The sequence below is a fragment of the Pseudomonas taiwanensis genome, from assembly GCF_013393345.1.
Taxonomy (GTDB): domain Bacteria; phylum Pseudomonadota; class Gammaproteobacteria; order Pseudomonadales; family Pseudomonadaceae; genus Metapseudomonas; species Metapseudomonas resinovorans_C.
In genome coordinates, this window is the sequence record NZ_QJRF01000029.1 from 1 (window position 1) to 20,877 (window position 20,877).

A 20,877-nucleotide genomic window follows, 5' to 3' on the forward strand; every position below is an offset into this window, starting at 1 on the left:
AAACTCTTCAGTTCAATACTGCTTGGGTTTTGAGAAAACCCTAAACTTGGCTCAGCAATCGCAAATAAACTCTCGAATTCACGAGTGTTACTTGTGATGCTGATAATCAGTTGACTATCAGTCTTACCTCACAAGCACCCACACGAATTGCTTGATTCAGTTGTTAAAGAGCGTTTCGATCAAGCCTTTCGTCTCAACCGAGGCCGCGCATTCTACAGCAGCCTTTCTTACTGTCAAGCTGTTTTTCGAAAATCTCTTTTCTACTCAACCGCTTGCGCTTCCGATCCGATTCACTCTTCTCGTCAGCGGGAGGCGCATTCTACAGCGTTCAAACTCGCTGTCAACACCTCGATGATCACCTTCATTCACTCCTTTCGGAAGACTGAAGCGGCCAGCACTACCACCACCAACCGATCACCACTCCCCGCGCGCTTCCAATCAGTTAAGTGCTTGATTTTCAAGCTCTTTCTCTGCTTCGTCGCTGGGAGAGGTGCGCATTATAGGGATGCAGAATCTGCCGTCAACACTTAATTGAAACCTTTTTGTCATTTCGCCTGAAAGTTGCAAATACCCTGGGCAACCAGCGCTCTACCAATGGGAGTCTCAGCAACATCAAGGCGGCGCCGACAAGCGCGTAGCCGGCCCACTCGGCCATATCGGCACGGACAACCCAAAGCATATGCAGCAATGCGATGGCCAGGATGGCGTAAACCAGCCTGTGCAATTGCTTCCAACGCTTGCCCAGCCGACGGATGCTGAAGCGATTGGACGTTACAGCGAGCGCAAGCAAACCGCTGAACCCCAAGGCACCCACGAATATATAGGGGCGCTTGCCCAGGTCGATCAGGAGCTGCTGCATGTCCAGGCCAAGGAGGAAGACGGCATAACCGGTGATGTGCAGCACCACATAGGTGAAGCACCAAAGCCCCAGTTGGCGACGAGCCGCAATCCACCCTCCCCAGCCGGTCAGCTTCTGCAGCGGCGTCATGGACAAGGTGATAAGCAGCAACCAGAGCGCCGCCAACCCCAGACGGTCAACGAGCACCTTGCCCGGGTCGGGACCCAGAGCAAATATCCAGGCCTGATAAAGCCACAGCCCCACAGGGATCGGCGCTACCAGGAACACGAACAATCGCCAAAGCTTGAATCGCATCAGTAGTACTTCCTCAGATCCAACCCGACATAGAGGCTGGCCACTTCGTCATAGCCATTGAACATGCGCGTCGGCACGATATTCGGGCTGAACAGCCCACTGGGAAGTCTTCGCTCATGAGCCTGACTCCAGCGAGGATGATCCACCTCAGGATTGACGTTGGAATAGAAGCCATATTCCTCCGGAGCGATGGATTGCCATGTCGTAGGTGGCTGCTCGCTGACCAAGCTGATTCGCACGATCGACTTGATGCTCTTGAAGCCGTACTTCCAGGGCACCACCAATCGAAGCGGTGCACCGTTCTGATTCGGCAAGACGCGCCCATACATTCCCACGGCCAGAATGGTTAGCGGATGCATAGCCTCGTCCAGCCGCAATCCTTCCACATAAGGCCAATCGATAAGGGAGAACCCGGAGCGTACGCCGGCCATCTCATCTGGTGCGAGCCGGGTTTCGAAGCTGACGTACTTGGCATTACTGGTAGGTTCGACTCGCTTCAGCAAATCCGCCAAGGGGAAGCCGAGCCAGGGAATCACCATGGACCAGGCTTCCACGCACCGGAGTCGATAGATGCGCTCCTCCAGCCCATGAGGCTTCACCAGATCCTCTATCGAGTAAGTACCTGGCTTGGCCACTTCACCCTCTATATGCACAGTCCATGGCTCGAGCTGCATCCTCTCCGCATGGCGCGCCGGATCCCCCTTGTTGGTTCCGAATTCATAGAAGTTGTTGTAGTGGGTCGCATCCTGAAAGGGCGTGATCGATTCGCTACCCGGAGTAACCGCCCGCCAATGGGTACCCGCCAGCTTTTCGTTGAACCAGGCCGGACCCTGGACTGATTCGACATCGGGGTAGGTCGATGCGGCCAGGGAATGACCGGGCAATGCGGCCATTGCGGCAAACCCGCCGGCAGCGGCTATCAACTGACGTCGGGAGAGGTAGACGGATTCAGGCGTGACTTCGTGCTCGCGGCACGCAGAGGAAGGTGGGATCTGGATCAGCATGGCGGCTCCGCAATTCGGGCTGGGATGCCCAATGGACTGCGGAGCCGCGAAGAAATTACATCACTCGACTTGCTTGCGACGACGCAGCTGGAGCAAGTATTGCACCGGCCCGGACGCGGCGTAAGCCAGGAAGATCAGCAGGAGAATACGCGGCGGGTCGCTGAAGACCACCGCAAAGGCCAGCACAACGACCAGGATGGCCACGAAGGGCACGCGACCTTTCAGGTCCAGGTCCTTGAAGCTGTAGAACTTGATGTTGCTCACCATCAGCATGCCGGCAAGGGCAACCAGCAGGGCCACGATGAACGACATGTTCGAACCCTTGATGCCGAAATCGCTGAAGGCCCAGACCGTACCCGCGACCACCCCGGCCGCAGCAGGACTGGCGAGACCGATGAAGAAACGCTTGTCCACCTTGCCAATCTGGGTATTGAAGCGAGCCAGACGCAGAGCGGCACCGGCGACGTATATGAAGGCCACGGTAAGGCCGACACTGCCCAGACCACTCAGTGCCCACTCGAACGCCAGCAACGCCGGAGCGACACCGAAAGCGACCATGTCCGACAACGAGTCGTACTCGGCCCCGAAGGCGCTCTGGGTGTTGGTCAGGCGCGCAACTCGTCCATCGAGGCTGTCCAGCACCATGGCAACGAAGATAGTGGCAGCCGCCACCGAGAAGTTGCCGCTCATGGCATTGATGATGGCATAGAACCCGGCGAACAGATTCGCGGTGGTGAACAGGTTGGGCAGCAGGTAGATGCCGCGATGCCGAACTTTACGGCCCTCAGCGTCCTGGCCTTCCTCGACATGTTCGTCGATGGGCAGCAGGCTGTCGTCTTCGGGGGCCTGATGCGGTTCTTCGGGGCGTTCACTCATGAACAACATCCTTGCAGCGAATTCAAGGGGTGGTAGGCGACTCGTTTGAACGCGCCGCCCGGCAAACAGGCTTTATACCAGAACAGTACAACCATAACGAAAGAACGCGGCCAAGGCCGCGTTCTTTGGGGATCGGAAAAGACCTTAGTTCTTGGTCTTGTCGACGATCTTGTTGGCGGAGATCCACGGCATCATCGCGCGCAGACGCTCGCCAACCTGCTCGATCGGGTGAGCAGCGTTGTTGCGGCGGTAGGCAGTCATCGAAGCGTAGTTCGAAGCACCTTCCTGGATGAACATCTTGGCGTATTCGCCATCCTGGATGCGCTTCAGAGCGTTGCGCATGGCCTGACGGGATTCGGCGTTGATGACTTCCGGACCGGTTACGTACTCACCGTACTCGGCGTTGTTGGAGATCGAGTAGTTCATGTTGGCGATGCCGCCTTCGTACATGAGGTCGACGATCAGCTTCAGCTCGTGCAGGCACTCGAAGTAGGCCATTTCCGGCGCGTAGCCAGCTTCGACCAGGGTTTCGAAACCGGCTTTCACCAGCTCAACGCAACCGCCGCACAGAACAGCCTGCTCGCCGAACAGGTCGGTTTCAGTCTCGTCCTTGAAGGTGGTTTCGATGATGCCGGTACGGCCGCCGCCCACGCCGCAAGCGTAGGACAGGGCTACGTTCTTGGCGTTGCCGGAAGCGTCCTGGTAAATAGCTACCAGGTCAGGGATACCGCCGCCTTTCACGAACTCGGAGCGAACGGTGTGGCCCGGAGCTTTCGGCGCGATCATGATCACGTCGAGGTCAGCGCGCGGTACAACCTGGTTGTAGTGGATGGCGAAGCCGTGGGCGAAGGCCAGGGTGGCACCCTTCTTCAGGTTCGGCTCGACTTCTTCCTTGTACAGCTTGGACTGGAACTCGTCCGGGGTCAGGATCATTACCAGGTCAGCGGCAGCAACGGCTTCCGGCACGCTCTTGACGGTCAAGCCATGGGCCTCGGCCTTGGCAACGGTGGCGGAACCGGCGCGCAGGCCGACAGTCACGTCAACACCGGAATCTTTCAGGTTGCACGCGTGGGCGTGGCCCTGGGAACCGTAACCGATGATGGCAACTTTCTTGCCCTGGATGATGGAGAGGTCACAGTCTTTGTCGTAATAAACTTTCATGTTCCTGACTCTTTTATAGCGAAAGGGATGGGGTGCATGCACCGCGACAAGGGCACATTAAGCGATCTGCTCCATTGCGTAAAATGATATATTCGCAACGCAATGTGCCGGAATATGAAACACTCATGGACAACCACTCCCTCAGGCTCTTTCTTTCCCTGGCAGACAACCTGCACTTCGGCAAAACCAGCCGCGAGCAGCATGTCAGCCCCTCCGCGCTCAGTCGCAGCATCAAGCAACTCGAGGACGAACTTGGCGCACCACTGTTCGTACGCGACAGTCGCTCGGTTCAGCTGACCCGCGAGGGGCGGCAGTTCCGCGAATACGCGAGCGAGGTCATGAACGGCTGGCATGCCATCCGCCAGCGACTCATGCAGGACCAATTGGACCTGCACGGCGAACTCTCCCTGTATTGCTCGGTAACGGCGAGCTACAGCTTCCTCTACGACATCCTGAGCAGCTTCCGCCAGGACTACCCCCGCATCGAAATGAAGTTGCACACCGGTGACCCTGCAAAGGCCGTCGAGCGGGTGCAACAAGGGCAGGAGGATCTTGCCATCGGAGCCCGCCCCGACAACCTGCCAGCCGGTGTCGACTTCCAGTCGATTACCCGCTCGGAGCTGCGCTTCATTGGCCCACAGTCACCACAACTGCTGACAGACGAACAACTCAGGCAGCCCACAGCGCAGAGCTGGAAGGACGTACCGATGATTCTTTCGGAAGAAGGCCTGGCCCGGACCCGGACCGACCGCTGGCTGAAAAATCACGGCATCAAGCCGCGCATCTATGCCCAGGTGAGCGGCAACGAGGCCATCGTCAGCATGGTGAGCCTGGGATTTGGTATCGGCGTGGCGCCGCAGATCGTGCTCGACAACAGCCCACTGACCGCCCGCATCCGCATCTACGACATCCAGCCGCCATTGGCCCCTTACGATATCGGCCTGTTCGCCCTGGAAAAACGTCTCAAAGACCCGCTGATCGCAGCCTTCTGGAATCGCCGCCAGTAAAATCCGGGCAAAAAAAACCCCGCACCAGGCGGGGTTTTTCATGACTGCGATCAGATCGTCAGCACTTTGTCGCCACGGGAAATCCCGGTGACGCCACTGCGTACGGTTTCCAGGATCGAGCTGGTACCGATCGCTTGGATGAAGCTGTCCAGCTTGTCGCTCGTGCCCGCCAGCTGGATCGTGTAGACGCTGGAAGTCACGTCGACGATCTGGCCGCGGAAGATGTCGGTGGTGCGCTTGACCTCAGCACGCTGAGCACCGGTGGCCTTGACCTTGACCAGCATCAACTCGCGCTCGATGTGAGCGCTCTCCGACAAGTTCACCAGTTTGACCACTTCGATCAGCTTGTTGAGGTTCTTGGTGATCTGCTCGATCACCTCATCGTGGCCGATGGTGGTCAGGGTCAGACGCGACAGAGTCGGGTCCTCGGTCGGAGCAACCGTCAGGCTTTCGATGTTGTAGTTGCGCTGGGAGAAGAGGCCGACCACGCGGGACAGAGCGCCCGGCTCGTTCTCAAGCAGCAGGGAAATGATGTGTCGCATGTTCAGGTCCGCTCCGTCTTGCTCAGCCACATGTCGCGCATGGCGCCATCCCGAATCTGCATCGGGTAGACGTGCTCGCTGGAGTCGACCTGGATATCGAGGAACACCAGGCGGTTTTTCAGCGAGAACGCTTCTTCCATCTTCGCCTTCAGATCCTTCGGATCAGTCACGCGAATGCCGACGTGGCCGTAGGCCTCGGCCAGCTTGACGAAGTCAGGCAGCGATTCCATGTAGGAGTGCGAGTAACGGCTGTTGTACTGCATGTCCTGCCATTGGCGGACCATGCCGAGCGCACCGTTGTTGAGGTTGATGATCTTCACCGGCAGGTCGTACTGCAGGCAGGTGGACAGCTCCTGGATGTTCATCTGGATACTGCCCTCACCGGTCACGCAGGCGACGTCGGTTTCCGGGAAGCTCAGCTTGATGCCCATGGCTGCGGGGAAACCGAAGCCCATGGTGCCCAGGCCGCCGGAGTTGATCCAGCGATTGGGCTTGTTGAAGCGGTAGTACTGCGCCGCGAACATCTGGTGCTGGCCCACGTCGGAGGTGACGTAGGCATCGCCTTTGGTCACTTCCCACAAGGTCTCGATCACGGTCTGCGGCTTGATGATGCTGCCGTCGCCCTTGTCGTAGGGGAACAGATCACCGCCAGCGCGCCACTCCTCGACCTGCTTCCACCAGGCAGCGACGGTTTCCTTGTTCGGGGTTTCGCCGATTTCCTTGAGGATGGCGACCATCTCGGACAGCACGCTGTCGACCGGCCCCACGATCGGGATGTCGGCCTTGATGGTCTTGGAGATCGAAGCCGGGTCGATGTCGATATGGATGATCTTGGCGTTCGGGCAGAACTTGGCTGCGCCGTTGATGACGCGGTCATCGAAGCGCGCGCCGACGGCCAGGATCACATCGGAATGGTGCATCGCCAGGTTGGCGGTATAGCTACCGTGCATGCCGAGCATGCCGACGAACTGGCGATCACTGCCCGGGAAGGCGCCCAGGCCCATCAGGGTGTTGGTGACCGGCAGGTTGAGCATCTTGGCCAGCTCGGTGAGCTGCTCGGATGCGTTGCCCATGATCACGCCACCGCCTGCATAGAGGATCGGGCGCTTGGCTGCCAGCAGCATCTCGGCAGCCTTGCGGATCTGGCCGGAGTGGCCGCGAACTGCAGGGCTGTAGGAACGCAGCTTGACCTTCTTCGGGTAGCTGTATTCGAACTTCTGGGTCGGATCGCCCATGTCCTTCGGAATGTCGACGACAACCGGGCCGGGGCGGCCGGACTGAGCAATGTAGAACGCCTTCTTGATCACCTCGGGGATTTCCGAGGGATGCTTGATGATGAAGCTGTGCTTCACGATCGGGCGGGAGATACCGACCATGTCGGTTTCCTGGAAGGCATCGGTGCCGACCATGTTGCTCGGCACCTGGCCAGACAGGATCACCATCGGGATGGAGTCCATGTAGGCGGTGGCGATGCCCGTAACGGCGTTGGTCGCACCCGGGCCGGACGTCACCAGCACAACACCGGGTTTGCCGGTGGCGCGGGCGTAGCCGTCAGCCATATGGGTAGCAGCCTGTTCATGACGGACCAGGATATGGGTCACTTCATTTTCTTTGAACAGGGCATCGTAGATATGCAGGAGGGCACCACCCGGGTACCCGTAAATGTACTTAACGCCTTCGTCACGCAGCGAGCGGACGACCATTTCAGCGCCAGATAAAAGCTCCACGTTTTTCACCTCTAGAACGCCAGATAACCGCCCGCGACCGGACAGCCTGATTAGGTTTGCCTGCAATCAGCGCGTGAGCGACTGGTGGTCGCCGACTACGTCAGCTACTGACTGAACAAGCATTGGGTCGGCCCCTGAGAGTTGTTGCGGGGCTTTCCCACCCAGCGCGAGGTAACGCGTTGCGGGTGTTACAGGTCGGCGCGGGTGTGCACCTCATCGACTACTACAGCTTCCGACTTGCGGCCGGCCCACTGGAATAGCGAACCCTGGATTCTTCGGATTACTACACTACAAGTCAAGTAATCCGTTGCGGAATCTTGCATGGATTGCTGTGACGCGACGCAGGATCAGGACAGGTAGCTTTTGGTTATAGTTAGCGGAGGATTCTCCGCCACCAGAAGGAAACCGCATGCACCGCATGATTTTCGCCGGCAGCCTGCTGCTGGCACTGAGCTCGTCCGCCATGGCCGGCCAGGTCTACAAATGGGTCGACGCCCAGGGTGTCACCCACTTTGGCGCACAGCCGCCGGAAGGCCAGCAGGCCACCAGCGTGAACACCTCGGTACCGAAACCGCGCCCCAGCCTGCCGAGTCCGGATAGCGAAACCAGCCAGCCTGCGGCCCCACTCCCGGAGAGCAAACCGGTGGGCGATCAGAAAGCCATCGATGAGAAGGTGAAGGCGGATGTCGCGACCCAGGAAGCGGAGCGTCGCAAGTACTGCGACACCATCCGCACCAACCTGGCGCAACTTCAGAACAACCCGCGCCTGCGTGCCGAGGTCAACGGGGAAGTTCAGCGGCTGACCGAGGAAGAGCGCCAGTCCCGCATCAAAGAAGCCGAGAAGGCGATCGGCGACAACTGCAACTGAGGCACTGCCTCAGTTCGCCCCACCTATCAACTGGTCGAACGCCCCGATGGCGTCGAGCAGCTTGGCCACTTCGACGAGCCGCCCCCGGTAAACCTCTTCCGCCATGGCGCGGATCCCCGACGCATGCGGCAGCTCCAGGTCATTCTCGATAATGAGCTTCATGCGCGGCAGGAAGATCCACTGAAGCCATTGCTCAAACGCCAGGGTATCGACACAGAACGGGGTCTGGCTCGCCAGAGCCTCCGCGCTGGGTGGCGTTTCCTCCCACCAATCCAGGGCACGCAGCTCCCGCTCGATGAACAGGAGCTGATCGGCCAGTTCGACGCAGCGCGGGTCCATCAGAGATTGACCTTCGCCTTGTTACGCGCAAGCGCGGCACCGGACGGGTCGCCCTGGCGATCGCGGGAGCGTGCGATCAGATCCCACAGGCTGGCCTGCATGGCCGGACGGCCATTGGCGTAGGTCAGCGCACGACGGGCGAATTGTTCGGCCTGGGCGGCATCGCCCTGGGCAAGGCGCACTTCGGCCAGTCGATAGAGCACTTGCGGTTCACGGGGCGCGATGCGCTGCGCACGCTCCAGGCTGGCAGCGGCGCCATTGAGGTCGCCACCACCCTGTTGCTGCTGGGCGGTGGTCAGCAGCGCCAGCACCGGACCGTCAAGCTGTTCGTCGGCCGCCAGACCGCCCGCATTGCTGGGGATGCCGGTCGGAGCGCTGGGTGCGGGAGCACTGTAGCTGGGAACGGTGTAATTGCTGGAACCCGTAATGGGGGCGCTGGGCGCTGTGGCAGCCGGACCACCTGTAATGGGACCGGGAGTAATACCGCCGCTGGTGATACTGCCGCTGATAGGCGCACTGGATGCCGGTGCGGTAATGGGCGCGCCGGAACTGGCGCCCGGCACCATCACTACCACGCCGGAATCTTCGGGAATGCTGCGAGGCGCCGCAGGTGCCTGCTTGTAGCCACCGCGGTTGGAGGTTCCCTGCTCCAGTTCGGACAGGGGCGCGCCGGAGTCGACCACGGGAATGGCGCCTCGCTGCGGGGTAGAGCAACCGGCCAGCAAGGCGGCTGCCGCAAGGGCGGGAATCCAGGCTTTACTCACGTTTCGTCCTCTCGGTTCATTGCATCCAACCGCGAACCCAGTCCATCACCGAGTCCACGGGTGCTCCCAGGCCGCAGGGTGCGCCTGGTGCGGGTTCGCTGCCACGAATGTACGGCATCTGGACTGCGCCTGGGCAGCTCTGGTCAGAGCCCTGGCCGCTGTGCGGATCAATCCATGCCTGAGTCACGTTATCCGGCATCGGCATATCCAGGGGCAGCGGATCGGCCTTGCGCATGAAGCTGGTCCACACCTGCAGTGCGCCTGTGGCCCCCGTCAGCGGTGTCTTGCCATTGTCGTCGCGCCCCAGCCAGACCACGGCCAGCAGATCCTGGCTGAAGCCCGCAAACCAGCTGTCACGCGAATCATTCGTCGTGCCGGTCTTGCCCGCGAGGGTCAGGGATGACGGCAACTGGCTGTACACCGAGCGCGCCGTACCTTCACGCATCACACGTTGCATGGCGTTCTGCACCAGGTAGATGGCACCCGGATCGAAGCGTTGCTGGATCTGGAAGGGGTAACGCTTGAGCGGTTCGCCCTCGGCAGTCAACACGCTGCGGATCGCCCGCAACGGCGTATTGAAGCCCCCATTGGCCAGTGTCTGGTACATGGTCGCCACTTCCATCGGACTCAACGCACCGGCGCCAAGCAACATCGACGGATAAGCCGGCCACTCACGAGATACACCCAGCCTCTCGAGAGTTTTGAGCACATTGGGCACACCCAGTTCCAGACCCAGCTTGGCAGTCGACAAGTTGTAGGAATTGGCCAGCCCCTGATAGAGGTAAATAGTCCCGTGGGCACGGCGATCGTAGTTCTGCGGACGCCATACCTGTCCGTCCTGCCCTTTCACCGAGAAGGGTTCGTCAGCCACCCAACTGGTCAGGGTGTACTGGCTCGGACGCTCCAGTGCGGTGAGGTAGATCGCCGGCTTGATCAGCGAGCCGATGGGGCGCACTGCATCCACGGCGCGGTTGAAACCGGCGAAGCGCGGTTGGCGGCTGCCGATCAGTGCCTGGATCTCACCGGTTTCCGGATTGCTCACGACCATGGCCGATTCCACCTGATCCACGCCCTTGCGCCCTGCCAGGCGTTTCAAGGTTTCGTCCAGCGAGGTTTCCGCCTTGGACTGCAGGATGGGATCGAAACTGGTGAAGATGCGCAGACCTTCTTCGGTCAGGTCCTCTTCGCGGTAATCCTGGCGCAGCTGGCGTTTCACCAGATCGAGGAAGGCCGGGTAGGAGCTGTCCGCCAAGCTGCCGCGCTTGCTCACGCCCAGGGGCTTCGCTTTGGCTGCAGCAGCTTCGGCAGGCGTGATGACGCTCTGCTCGGCAAGTAGATCGATCACCAGATTGCGGCGCTCCAGCGCTCGCTCCGGGAATCGACGGGGGTTGTAGTAGGACGGCCCCTTGACCATTCCGACCAGCAACGCGATCTGGTCCACCTTCAGTTCGGCCAGGGGCTGGCTGAAGAAGTACTGGCTGGCGAGGCCGAAGCCATGGATGGCACGCTGGCCGTCCTGGCCGAGGAACACCTCGTTCAGGTAGGCCTCGAGGATTTCGCGCTTGTCGTAATGCAGCTCCAGCAGTACCGCCATCATGGCCTCGGTGGCCTTGCGGGAAATGCTGCGCTCGCTGGTCAGGTAGAAGTTCTTCACCAGCTGCTGCGTCAGGGTACTGCCGCCCTGGCGCAGCTCACCGGCCGTGGCGTTGATCCAGAAGGCACGGGCAATGGACTTGAGGGAAACGCCGTGGTGATTGAAGAACTCGCGGTCCTCCGTCGCCACCAGGGTTTCCACCATATAGGCCGGTACCTGATCCAGCTTGATCAGCACACGGTCTTCATGATGGGCGGGATACAGCCCGCCGATCAGCAGCGGTTCCAGGCGAGTCACGGCGAGATCAGCGCCGCTTGCCTGGCTCAGGCCCGCCACATAGTCGCCGGAAAAGCGCACACGCACCCGCTGCGCCGGCTCGGCACCTTCGTAGAACTGGAAGCCACGGGTGTTGAGGTCTACGGTACTGCCGGAAACGGCGGCGGCGCCCGGGCCGTTGGACACGCTCTCGCGCCGGTAGCCCAGGGCGTCGAGTTCCTTCAGGAAATCGTCCTTGGACAGTTTCAGGCCAACGAACAGCTCCAGCGGACGGGCATACACCTTCGCCGGCACTGTCCAGCGTTTGCCGGAGAATTTCTCCTGCACCACGGCGTCGAGATAGATGGCGAAACCGGCCAGCACTACCAGGCCTACGAGGCCCAGTTTGACGGCCCAGCCCAACCAGGGGCGAAGGCCGCTGGAACGGCGTTTAGAGCGGGATTTGGGGGATCGGGGACGAGTCATGGCGGCGCATTATACGCACTTTATCCACAGCCAACAGGCACGCCCTGACGGTTTGCAGGGCCGCCTGTAGAGGCGATAATGCCGCCCTTCCACAGCGACAGAACAAGGAATGCCCGTGAGCCAGTCCCTGATAGCCGCCCTGCAGAATCCCGCCCTCTACCCCCACTCGGTGGACGGGTTCCAGGTCATCGAGACGCACATCTCCTGGGTGCTGCTGACCGGAAGTTACGTCTACAAGGTGAAAAAGCCGGTGAATTTCGGCTTCCTCGACTTCACCGACCTCGAAGGCCGCCGGCACTTCTGCGAGGAAGAACTGCGCCTCAACCAGCGCCTGACCCGCGATCTCTATCTGGAAGTCCTGCCGATCACCGGTAGCATCGAGGCCCCGCAAATCAATGGCGACGGCGCGGCCATCGAGTACGTGCTGAAGATGCGCCAGTTCCCCCAGGAAAACCTGCTCAGCGCATTGCAGGCTCGCGGCGAGCTGACCCCCGCCCATGTCGACGCACTGGCCGGGCAGATCGCCAGCTTCCACCTGGCCGCACCGAAAGTAGCCCTCGAACACCCGCTGGGCACTGCTGATGCAGTGATGATGCCCGTCCGCCAGAACTTCGAGCAGATCCGCCCGCTGCTCAGCGACAAGGCCGACCTGCAACAACTGGATGCGCTCGAGGCCTGGGCCGAAAGCAGCCACGAGCGCCTCAAGCCCCTGCTCGTGCGACGCAAGCAGGAAGGCTTCATTCGCGAGTGTCACGGTGATATCCATCTCGGCAACGCGACGCTGATCGACGGCGAAGTTGTGCTCTTCGACTGCATCGAGTTCAACGAACCCTTCCGCTTCACGGACGTCTACGCCGACATCGCCTTCATCGCCATGGACCTGGAAGACCGCGGCCTCAAGTCCCTTTCCCGCCGCCTGGTCAGCCAGTATCTGGAACACAGCGGCGACTACGAGGGACTGGAGCTGCTCAACTTCTACAAGGCCTACCGCGCGCTGGTTCGCGCCAAGATCGCCCTGTTCAGCCTGGCTCACCAGGACGATGCCGTGCAAAAGGCCGCCACTGTTCGCCAGTACCGCAACTATGCGGGCCTCGCGGAAAGCTACAGCGCCATCCCGTCACCCTTCCTGGCCATCACCAGTGGCGTGTCCGGTTCCGGCAAGAGCCACGTCGCGCTGCGCCTTGTGGAGTCCCTGGGCGCCATTCGCCTGCGTTCGGACGTTGAGCGCAAGCGCCTGTTCGGTGAACAGCCAGCCGGTGCGCAAGGGCTGCAGGACGGCATCTATAACGCTGACGCGAGCAAGGCGACCTACGAACGCCTCAACGAACTGGCGCGCGTGATCCTGCATGCCGGCTTCCCGGTAGTGATGGACGCCACCTTCCTGAAACAGGACCAACGCAAGGCTGCCCGCCAGGTTGCCGAAGAGACCGGCACACCGTTCCTGATCCTCGACTGCCACGCGCCGGAAGCGGTGATCGAAGCCTGGCTGGAGCAGCGTCGGGCCGAAGGCAACGACCCGTCTGACGCCACCATGGATGTGGTGCGCGCCCAACTGGCCAGCCGCGAACCGCTGGATACCATCGAGCAGGCACAAAGCAAACGGATCGACACTGATCAGCCCGCCAGCCTCGATGGCCTGGTGGAACTCATCCGCCAACACCTGCCGGGCGTCTGACCGCCCCCTCGCCGCGCCGGGCAACATCCGTCGCGGCTTCTATACTGCCGGCTGGGTCGCACTCAGCCGGTAGCCGGAACTTCCCCGCCGATTACCCGTGCAGACAGTTGAAGCCTGCGCCCGCCCTATCGTCAGCAGTGATCGTATTCCGTGCAGGGAGCGCACGAGGATTGAGCGATAGCACAAGGCCACGCCCCAAGAATGGCCGCTACACTTATCCATAGGCCCTGCTCCTCTCGTGCCATTCCATCGCAAGGAGGCTCGATGAACGACGAACTGCAACACATGAAGAATCTGGGCAAGACTTCTGCACAGTGGCTGCATGCCGTCGGCATCCACAGCGCTTCCGATTTGCGCAGGCTTGGCGCTGTCGGTGCCTACAAAGCCGTTCGGGCACGAGGCTTCCGGGCGTCCAAGGTTCTGCTCTATGCCATCGAGGGTGCCCTGCTGGACATCCACTGGAACGACCTGCCCCCTGGCCACAAGGCAGAACTGAACCATCAGCTGGATACTCCAGTCGCCCACAACAAGAGCTAGCTCACAACCTCCATCAAGAGAGATTTACGAGCCGGCCCGAGGTCCCTATTGTTTCAGGGACCTTCGTGTGCGATGCCATTCCAGACAGTTCAAGGAATTACTGCCATGTACCTACTTGGGGAGCAACCGGCCTACGCCGATCAGCTGATCAACAGACTGCAAAGCATCCCCGGGCAGCTGCTCGACGGGCTGGAACCCAGCGGCCCCGCACTACGCCTGGAGCAGATCGAAGACCTGTCACCGCTGATGCCCGGCAACCAGCTGTTCCTGATCGAGAACGGCCTGATCCATGCCATCGTCGACGAGCGCCCGCTTTTCTATCTCCAGGAGGGTGACCTGATCGGCCTGCGCCAAGGCATCGACCTTCCCTCCTGCCGCTACAGCAGCGACGAGCCCATCAGCCTGCTGCCGTTCAGCCGCAGCGAAGTGTTCAAGCACATTTATGGCAACGAGAAGCGCCAGGAACTGTTCATCCAGTACCTGGTGGGTCATACCGCCCTGCTCTCGGATGCCGTGGCGCGCCTGAAGCAACCGGACGTACGCCCATCCACCGGCTTCCAGCACTTCTCCGCGGGCGAGGAGCTGATTCACCAGGGCGACGAAGCTGACCACGTCTTCATCATCATCGAAGGCCATGCGGAAGCCTTCGTCGATGGGCAAAAGGTCGGCGACGTGCAGAAGGATGAAATCTTCGGCGCCATGGCCGTGTTCACCCGTGAACGCCGCAGCGCCACGGTAGTGGCCAGCGAGGCCTGCACCGTGATGGTGATCCCCAAGGAGCAGTTCCTCAGCCTGATGCAGAGCAATCCGCGGATCGCCCACAGCCTCATCGAGAGCATGGCGCGCCGCATCGACCTGCTGAACAAGGAAGTCACCCAGCTTCGGCTATCCCCCGAGCGAAACTGATCCAGACAACAGAAACCCCGGCACAGGCCGTAATGCTGTTCACATAAGAACGCCGCTAATCCCTTACCGGGTGAGCGGCGTTCTTGGTTTCTGCAGCGGGGAAACGCTGTAGGAGCCAGCTTGCTGGCGAATGGGCGATATCCCGGAAAGCTTCGCGAGCAAGCTCGCTCCTACAACAACAGGGACACCTCGTGGGCGGGGCTAACTGAACAGTATTACGGCACAGGCCGGGGTTTCTGCTTATGGAATCAACGGATGAAGAAAAGTCGGAATCGGCGCTTGACTCGGTAATGATAATCGTTATTATTGGCACAACTGATCGCGAGATCAGCCGGTAAGCTGAGATTCCAAGCAGTCGGACTCTTCAGGTTATCTCCTCATCAGGCTAATCACGGTTTTTGACCCGGCAAATTGCCGGGTCTTTTTTTGCCCGCGATTTTCATCCGGCGTGCCTCAGCGCGCCGGAGCCATCTGCTTCTTCAGGTTGGCGCAGTGATCGATAGGGGCAAGCGCCGCGGTGTACCAGACATAGTCGGCTGCACCCTGCTCCACCGGCTTGCCCACCTCGGAGAGGATCAGCACGGCATTGCCATCAGCCTTGCCCAGATCCGCCAGGTGCAGGGGCACGCCCAGGTCGCGACGCACGTGGAAAGCACCGGCGAACAGCATCGCCGGGGCCGGTGCCGCCAATAGCCGCTCGGCCATGCGGCGGTCACGCTGTTGCTGCACGGCTAACATCGCTGGCATCTGCGATCCCGGGAGCATGCCGCAATGCGAATCGCGGATCTGCTCCAGCAACGGTTCACGCACGGACTCAGCGGTGGACAGCTTGCCCTGCAGAACCGGGCGCTCCTTGTAGATGCGCTTGATCTCGCTGCGGTCGAGGTTGGCCGCCAGAAGCGGATAAGGCTGCGTCAGCGCATGGTGGACAATCGGCCCGTATAACTCCCAGTTCCAGTTCTTCTGCCAAGCCAGCGCCTGGGGCAGGTCACTGGGCATCGGCCCACGGCGCACAGCATCCACCTTGGCCTGCTGTTCGGGCTCAAGCATCTCCAGCAACAGGCTGCCCTGATCACGGCGACTCTCAAGGGCCTGCAGCAGCCAAAGCTGCAGGGCATGGTGATCCGGATTGTCATGCTGCTCGCCAACCAGCACGCGCGGCTGGGCAGCGAGCCGTTCGACCAGTTGCTCCGGCGTCAGAAGCTCCCCGGTGCGCAGGTCACGGATTTCACCCAGCTCCGGTCGATCGCGCCCCTCGGGGCTCTGCCAGGCTGGCGGTGGTGGAAGGGTCTGACAGGCAGCCAGCAGGCTGCAGAAGAAAAGCAGGAAAACACGCATGGAAAGTCCTTGTTTGATTCAGCGAGCAACAATCAGGGGATGGCCCCGCTCCGGATGGCGCTGCACCAGCACCTCCAGGCCGAAGACGGCCTTGAGTGGTTCCGCCTGAAGCACCTGCTCCGGCGAGCCCAGCACATGCGGTCGACCATCGGCGAGCAACAGCAGGCGATCGCAGTAACGCGCGGCCAGATTCAGGTCATGGAGGATCACCAGCACCGCTACCCCGCGCTCGGCGAAGGCACGCACGGCCTGCAGGGTGATGTGCTGGTGCAAGGGATCGAGCGCCGAAGTGGGTTCGTCGAGCAACAGTATCTGCCCGGCTTTCCCCGGCCAGAGTTGCGCCAGCACCCGGGCCAGGTGCACGCGCTGACGCTCGCCCCCGGAAAGCGCCACATAGCTGCGGCCGGCAAGATGGCTGGCATCCGCCGCCTCCAGCGCCTGCGCCACGACCTCGGCATCGCGTTCTCGTCCGGTGTCGTGAGGCATGCGCCCCATGGCCACGACCTCTTCGACGCGAAACGCGAAGCTCAGCGTGGAGCTTTGCGGCAACACTGCAAGGCGCCGTGCACGCTGCGGACCGTTCCACTCGGCCAGCGCACGGCCATCGAGGCTGACATCCCCGCCTGCAGGCGACACCTCGCCGCACAAGGCCGCGAGCAGGGTGCTCTTGCCTGCCCCGTTGGGCCCGAGCACGCCCAGCACCTCGCCGGGTTGCAGTTCCAGATCGACGCCCGTCAGCACTTGCTTGCCGCCGCGCAGCACGTCCAGTTGTTCAACGCGCAGCATCAGCTACGACCTCGCACCAGCAGATAAAGGAAGAACGGCGCGCCGATGAGCGCCGTGACGATACCGATGGGCAATTCCGCCGGCGCCAGCACCAGGCGTGCGGCCAGATCCGCCAGCAGCATCAGGCTGGCCCCGGCCAATGCCGACGCGGGCAGCAGGATTCGGTGATCAGGACCGGAAACCAGGCGTACCAGGTGCGGCACCACCAGGCCGATGAAGCCGATCAGGCCGGCCGCCGCCACTGAGGCGCCCACACCGAGCGCGGTACAGAACACCAGCTCGCGCTTCAGGCGTTCCACGTCGAACCCCAGGTGACGAGCCTCTGATTCGCCCAACAACATGGCATTGAGTGCCTTGGCCCGACGTGGAAGCCAGATGATGACGAACAGGGTGACGATCAGCAGCGGCCATAGCCGCGAATAGCTGGCACCGTTGAGGCTGCCCATGTTCCAGAAGGTCAGGCTGCGCAGGGTGGCGTCGTCGGCCAGGTAGGTGAACAGGCCGATCACCGCACCGGCCAACGCCGTAAGGGCGATGCCCGCGAGCAGCATGGTGGCCACGCTGGTCTGACCGTCGCGGCGCCCCAGTCGATAGACCAGCACCGTCACCCCAAGGCCACCAGCAAAGGCGCAGATGGACAGCAGATAGGGCGCGAATGCGTCCGGCAATCCGCCCAGTGCGGCGCCTCCAACAATGGCGGCGGCGCCACCCAATGCGGCACCACTGGACACCCCCACCAGACCGGGGTCCGCCAGCGGGTTGCGGAACAGCCCCTGCATGGCGACGCCGGACAAGGCCAGCACCGCACCCACCGCCAACCCGAGCAGGGTACGTGGCAGGCGAATCTGCCCAACGATCAGTTCGGCCTGCTCAAGACCCTGGGCGGAGAACGGCAGGCCCGCCATGCGCAGGGCTGCACGCAGGGTTTCACCCAGGGGCAAGCTGACCGGCCCCAGCGCCAGCGACAACCAGAGCGCCAGGAACAGCAGTACGCCCAGCGCGATGAACAATGGACGGGAAGCGACAGACGCGGTCATGGCTGGCTCGGGCTTTTCTCGGTCAGGGCCGGAGCCGAAGGATAGAAGCCTGCGGAAAGCGCAGCCATGCCATCAGGCAGGCGCGGACCCAGTCCTCCCACCAGCAGTGTCGGATCGAGGCTGAGCAGGCGACCCTCGCGGGCGGCGCGGGTCGCGGCCAGGGCCGGATTCTGCTTGAGCAGCGCCTCGCGAGCGGCATCGCCTTCCAGACGGCGATCGGCGATCACCACGACGTCCGGGTCCAGCGCGGCCAGCGCTTCATTGGAAATTGCCTTGTAACCCTGATGGTCAGTGAGATTCTGCCCACCGGCACGTTCGATCAGCCACGCGGCAGCCGTGTCCTTGCCGCCGGCCATCGGTGTGCTTCCGGAATGCCCCAGCAGGAACAGTACGCGCGGCGCTTTCTGCACCTGCTGCGCCTGGGCAATCCAGTCAGCCTGTCTCTGCAGCCGCAGACGATAGTCGGCAAGGGCCCGCCCGGCACGGGCTTCGTCGCCCAGCAAGGCGCCGATCAGTTTGAGGTTCTTTTCAAGGGTGGCGAGGTCGGGCGTGGACGCCAGGCGCTCGATGCGCACCCCAGCGGCCGTGATCTGCGCCAGCACCGGCGGCGGCCCCATTTCCTCGGTACCGACCAGGACGTCGGGACGTAGCGAGAGAATCCCCTCCGCCGCCAGCTGCCGCTGGTAACCGATGCTGGGAAGGTTCTTCAGTGACTCGGGATGCTGGCTGGTGGTATCCACGCCCACGAGCTTGGCCTGGCCACCCAGGACCACGACCCACTCACTGACGGAACCACCGGCGCTGACCCAGCGCTGGGGCAGCGCTTCGGCCGCAGCGGCCTGGTGAGAAAACAGGATGCCTGCGCAAAGGCTGGCCAGACCGACAACTAGACGCATCGAAAACAACTCCATCGCTGAATGCGGGAAACGCCAACGCCCTGTTTTCACAGGGCGTTGGCCTGGATCGGGGCGCAGCGCGCCCCTGGCTGCTCGACCTCAGAGCGCCGGCGCGGTTTCCGCCAGTGCCCGCCAGTCCTCACGCTCAGGAATACCGGGTTTGCGCGCGCCGAACAATTGCACGACCAACTGCCCTTCGGCATCGAAGGCCTCCCAGCTGGTGATCACGCCATCGGTACTGGGCTTGCGCACGCGCCACAGCTCAGTCACACCGGCTGTCTGCAGGTGCAGGTTGAATTCCGGATCGAGCACATTGAACCAGGTATCCAGCCACTTCAGGTTGCTGACGGTACCGCTGTGGATCTGGATGCAGTGGCGGTTGCCTACGAACACCATGATCGGTACTTCACGGGCACCGGCTTCTTCCATCAGGCGCGGCAGCTCAGCGGTATCCAGTTGTTCCGCCCATTGGGTACCAGCCAGGCGCAGTGCCTGGGTGCGCTCGGCACCGTGTTTTTTCAGCAGGGCGAAGAAGTGGTGGGTGTCTTTCAGGGCGGCCCAGCCTTCACGCAGGGCGTCGACATTGATCTCGGCATCGGGCTTGGCCTGTACCGGCTCAGGCTGCGGCCGGAGATCGAGCTCGTCGCTCTGTTCTTCAGCGCGGAAGCGCTCCACCAGCGGCTCCCAAGCGGCCAGATCACTGTCGCCGGTGAGGAAGACTTTATGCACGGCGGTGCCTTGCTGATCGAAGATCTGCACGCTGCGCTGGGTACCACGCGGGGTTTCCTCAGCCACCGCGAACACGCTCGCCCAGCCACCCATGAAAAGACGCAGGTCGATGTCGGCGGAGACCACCAGGCCCATCTGGCCGTTGGCCATGACCGAGACTTCGCGGTAATAGCCCTTGCGCTCATGCACGCAATGCTCGTTGCGGGTCAGCGCCATGATGTAGCCCAACTCGCCCAGGGCAGGCAGCAGAACGGCCCAGTCGGGGCGCAGGCGCACGGTATCGACGCCAAGGCGGCTGGCGGTCAGTTCGGCCTCGCTCACGGACAGGCGCTGGGCGGCGTCACGTGCGCGCAGGCGAGGCTGCTCGGAACGCAGTGTCTGCCACGCCTGGTAAAGGGGGGAAACCGGGCTGGTGGTCGAAGTTTGCAAGCTCATCTGAAGCTCCTTGTGATTCAGCGACTCGCCGAAAGGGCGAACTCAATGGGGATGTGCACGCGGCTAGGCACAAGCTGGCCGTTCTGGGTTTCGGGGCGGAAGCGCCACGCGGCTACCGCATCCAAGGCGGATCTATCCAGGCTCTCGACGCCGGAGGAGCGCAGGAGCCGTATCTCTCGAAGCAGACCTTTCTCATCAAGCCGCACCTCGACCAGCACAAGGCCCTGCTGATTACGACGCTTGGCCTGGGCCGGATAAATGGGGGGCTTGGGCGGCGTGAGGAACGACGGCTCACGACTGAAAACTTCAGTGGCAATCGGTTTGGACGCTGCCGCAGGTGCACTGGCGGCGGCTGCCTGCGCAGGACGACTTGGCGCCGCGCTGGCCGCAACGGCCTGCGGTTTGGTCGGCGCATCGGTCTTAGCTTTTGTGGACTCGGCCGGCACGACGGGTTTGGCAGGAGCCGGGCGGGGCTTGCTCGCCACCACGGGCTTGGGCGCCGGCCGTTCGACCTTTACCGGCTGAGTCGGCCTGGTCGGGAGCGCCGGCTGCATCGCCGGAGCAGAGGCTTTTACGGGGGCAGGTTCCGGACTCACCAGCTGAATCAGCATCGCCTCGGGAGCTCGCACGGCCGCGCCCGGCTCTGCTCGGAGCCCATGCAGCAGCCAGCCCACACCAAGGTGCAGAGCCAGAACAAGAGCGAAGCTGGGCAGGAAGCGCGGCATCGAGACCGACCAATAATCAATACGAATTCATTTGATT

Annotated in this window: 20 protein-coding genes; 5 read left to right on the forward strand and 15 right to left on the reverse strand. The window is 62.0% G+C overall.

Features of this window, described 5'->3' with window-relative positions:
- Positions 1-520 precede the first annotated feature (520 nt).
- The 4 genes from msrQ to ilvC form a co-directional block, all read right to left on the reverse strand.
- On the reverse strand, positions 521-1,153 hold the full coding sequence (gene msrQ / locus DM872_RS00790) for a protein-methionine-sulfoxide reductase heme-binding subunit MsrQ (RefSeq protein ID WP_179057678.1): 633 nt from the start codon (positions 1,151-1,153) through the stop codon (positions 521-523).
- Positions 1,153-2,157 carry a protein-methionine-sulfoxide reductase catalytic subunit MsrP gene (gene msrP / locus DM872_RS00795; RefSeq protein WP_179057679.1) on the reverse strand — a complete coding sequence of 335 codons (1,005 nt, stop codon included), beginning with the start codon at positions 2,155-2,157 and terminating at the stop codon, positions 1,153-1,155. The genes msrQ and msrP overlap by 1 nt, the downstream gene beginning before the upstream one ends.
- A gap of 60 nt (positions 2,158-2,217) precedes the next feature.
- Positions 2,218-3,033 (reverse strand): CDP-diacylglycerol--serine O-phosphatidyltransferase, encoded by an 816-nt coding sequence (gene pssA / locus DM872_RS00800; RefSeq protein ID WP_077522940.1) that lies wholly within the window; start codon positions 3,031-3,033, stop codon positions 2,218-2,220.
- A 144-nt stretch (positions 3,034-3,177) separates the two neighbouring features.
- The gene (gene ilvC, locus DM872_RS00805; RefSeq protein ID WP_265093677.1) at positions 3,178-4,236 is read right to left on the reverse strand and encodes a ketol-acid reductoisomerase; all 1,059 of its coding nucleotides are present in this window, start codon (positions 4,234-4,236) and stop codon (positions 3,178-3,180) included.
- Between the two features lie 83 nt (positions 4,237-4,319).
- Between ilvC and ilvY the strand changes: the two genes are divergently transcribed.
- Positions 4,320-5,201 carry an HTH-type transcriptional activator IlvY gene (gene ilvY, locus DM872_RS00810; protein WP_179057680.1) on the forward strand — a complete coding sequence of 294 codons (882 nt, stop codon included), beginning with the start codon at positions 4,320-4,322 and terminating at the stop codon, positions 5,199-5,201.
- Between the two features lie 50 nt (positions 5,202-5,251).
- Here the strand turns inward: ilvY and ilvN are convergent, their stop codons facing one another.
- Together ilvN and DM872_RS00820 are read right to left on the reverse strand one after the other, a co-directional pair.
- Positions 5,252-5,743, reverse strand: a complete 492-nt coding sequence (gene ilvN / locus DM872_RS00815; protein ID WP_028630051.1) for an acetolactate synthase small subunit — start codon at positions 5,741-5,743, stop codon at positions 5,252-5,254.
- A gap of 2 nt (positions 5,744-5,745) precedes the next feature.
- Positions 5,746-7,470 carry an acetolactate synthase 3 large subunit gene (locus tag DM872_RS00820; RefSeq protein WP_179057681.1) on the reverse strand — a complete coding sequence of 575 codons (1,725 nt, stop codon included), beginning with the start codon at positions 7,468-7,470 and terminating at the stop codon, positions 5,746-5,748.
- Between the two features lie 409 nt (positions 7,471-7,879).
- Here DM872_RS00820 and DM872_RS00825 point away from each other — a divergent pair, with 409 nt between their 5' ends.
- Positions 7,880-8,338: a DUF4124 domain-containing protein gene (locus DM872_RS00825; RefSeq protein ID WP_179057682.1), complete on the forward strand. Its 459-nt coding sequence runs from the start codon at positions 7,880-7,882 to the stop codon at positions 8,336-8,338.
- A gap of 9 nt (positions 8,339-8,347) precedes the next feature.
- Here DM872_RS00825 and DM872_RS00830 read toward each other — a convergent pair whose 3' ends face one another.
- Genes DM872_RS00830 through mrcB form a run of 3 tightly spaced genes read right to left on the reverse strand, consistent with a single transcriptional unit; the run spans position 8,348 to position 11,776 of the window.
- Positions 8,348-8,677 (reverse strand): YqcC family protein, encoded by a 330-nt coding sequence (locus DM872_RS00830; RefSeq protein ID WP_179057683.1) that lies wholly within the window; start codon positions 8,675-8,677, stop codon positions 8,348-8,350.
- Positions 8,677-9,441: a tetratricopeptide repeat protein gene (locus DM872_RS00835; protein WP_179057684.1), complete on the reverse strand. Its 765-nt coding sequence runs from the start codon at positions 9,439-9,441 to the stop codon at positions 8,677-8,679. Before DM872_RS00835 ends, DM872_RS00830 begins: the two co-directional genes overlap by 1 nt.
- Before the next feature lie 16 nt (positions 9,442-9,457).
- Positions 9,458-11,776, reverse strand: coding sequence for a penicillin-binding protein 1B (mrcB, locus tag DM872_RS00840; RefSeq protein WP_077522933.1), 2,319 nt, complete (start codon positions 11,774-11,776; stop codon positions 9,458-9,460).
- 115 nt (positions 11,777-11,891) lie between these two features.
- Here mrcB and DM872_RS00845 point away from each other — a divergent pair, with 115 nt between their 5' ends.
- From DM872_RS00845 to DM872_RS00855, 3 genes are all read left to right on the forward strand, one after another.
- Positions 11,892-13,451 carry a bifunctional aminoglycoside phosphotransferase/ATP-binding protein gene (locus DM872_RS00845; RefSeq protein WP_179057685.1) on the forward strand — a complete coding sequence of 520 codons (1,560 nt, stop codon included), beginning with the start codon at positions 11,892-11,894 and terminating at the stop codon, positions 13,449-13,451.
- Between the two features lie 264 nt (positions 13,452-13,715).
- A complete protein-coding gene (locus DM872_RS00850; protein ID WP_179057686.1) occupies positions 13,716-13,988 on the forward strand; it encodes a TfoX/Sxy family protein in 273 nt (90 codons plus the stop codon).
- Positions 13,989-14,093: 105 nt separating this feature from the next.
- Positions 14,094-14,894, forward strand: coding sequence for a cyclic nucleotide-binding domain-containing protein (locus DM872_RS00855; protein WP_179057687.1), 801 nt, complete (start codon positions 14,094-14,096; stop codon positions 14,892-14,894).
- Positions 14,895-15,347: 453 nt separating this feature from the next.
- Here DM872_RS00855 and DM872_RS00860 read toward each other — a convergent pair whose 3' ends face one another.
- From DM872_RS00860 to DM872_RS00885, 6 genes are all read right to left on the reverse strand, one after another.
- A complete protein-coding gene (locus tag DM872_RS00860; protein WP_179057688.1) occupies positions 15,348-16,232 on the reverse strand; it encodes a ChaN family lipoprotein in 885 nt (294 codons plus the stop codon).
- Positions 16,233-16,250: 18 nt separating this feature from the next.
- Positions 16,251-17,018: a heme ABC transporter ATP-binding protein gene (locus tag DM872_RS00865; protein ID WP_179057689.1), complete on the reverse strand. Its 768-nt coding sequence runs from the start codon at positions 17,016-17,018 to the stop codon at positions 16,251-16,253.
- Complete coding sequence (locus DM872_RS00870) at positions 17,018-18,055, reverse strand: FecCD family ABC transporter permease (protein ID WP_256873263.1); 1,038 nt, start codon at positions 18,053-18,055, stop codon at positions 17,018-17,020. Before DM872_RS00870 ends, DM872_RS00865 begins: the two co-directional genes overlap by 1 nt.
- Positions 18,052-18,951, reverse strand: a complete 900-nt coding sequence (locus tag DM872_RS00875) for a heme/hemin ABC transporter substrate-binding protein (RefSeq protein WP_179057690.1) — start codon at positions 18,949-18,951, stop codon at positions 18,052-18,054. The genes DM872_RS00870 and DM872_RS00875 overlap by 4 nt, the downstream gene beginning before the upstream one ends.
- A 99-nt stretch (positions 18,952-19,050) precedes the next feature.
- Positions 19,051-20,115: a hemin-degrading factor gene (locus DM872_RS00880; protein ID WP_179057691.1), complete on the reverse strand. Its 1,065-nt coding sequence runs from the start codon at positions 20,113-20,115 to the stop codon at positions 19,051-19,053.
- Between the two features lie 17 nt (positions 20,116-20,132).
- On the reverse strand, positions 20,133-20,840 hold the full coding sequence (locus DM872_RS00885; protein ID WP_179057692.1) for an energy transducer TonB: 708 nt from the start codon (positions 20,838-20,840) through the stop codon (positions 20,133-20,135).
- Positions 20,841-20,877: the final 37 nt, after the last annotated feature.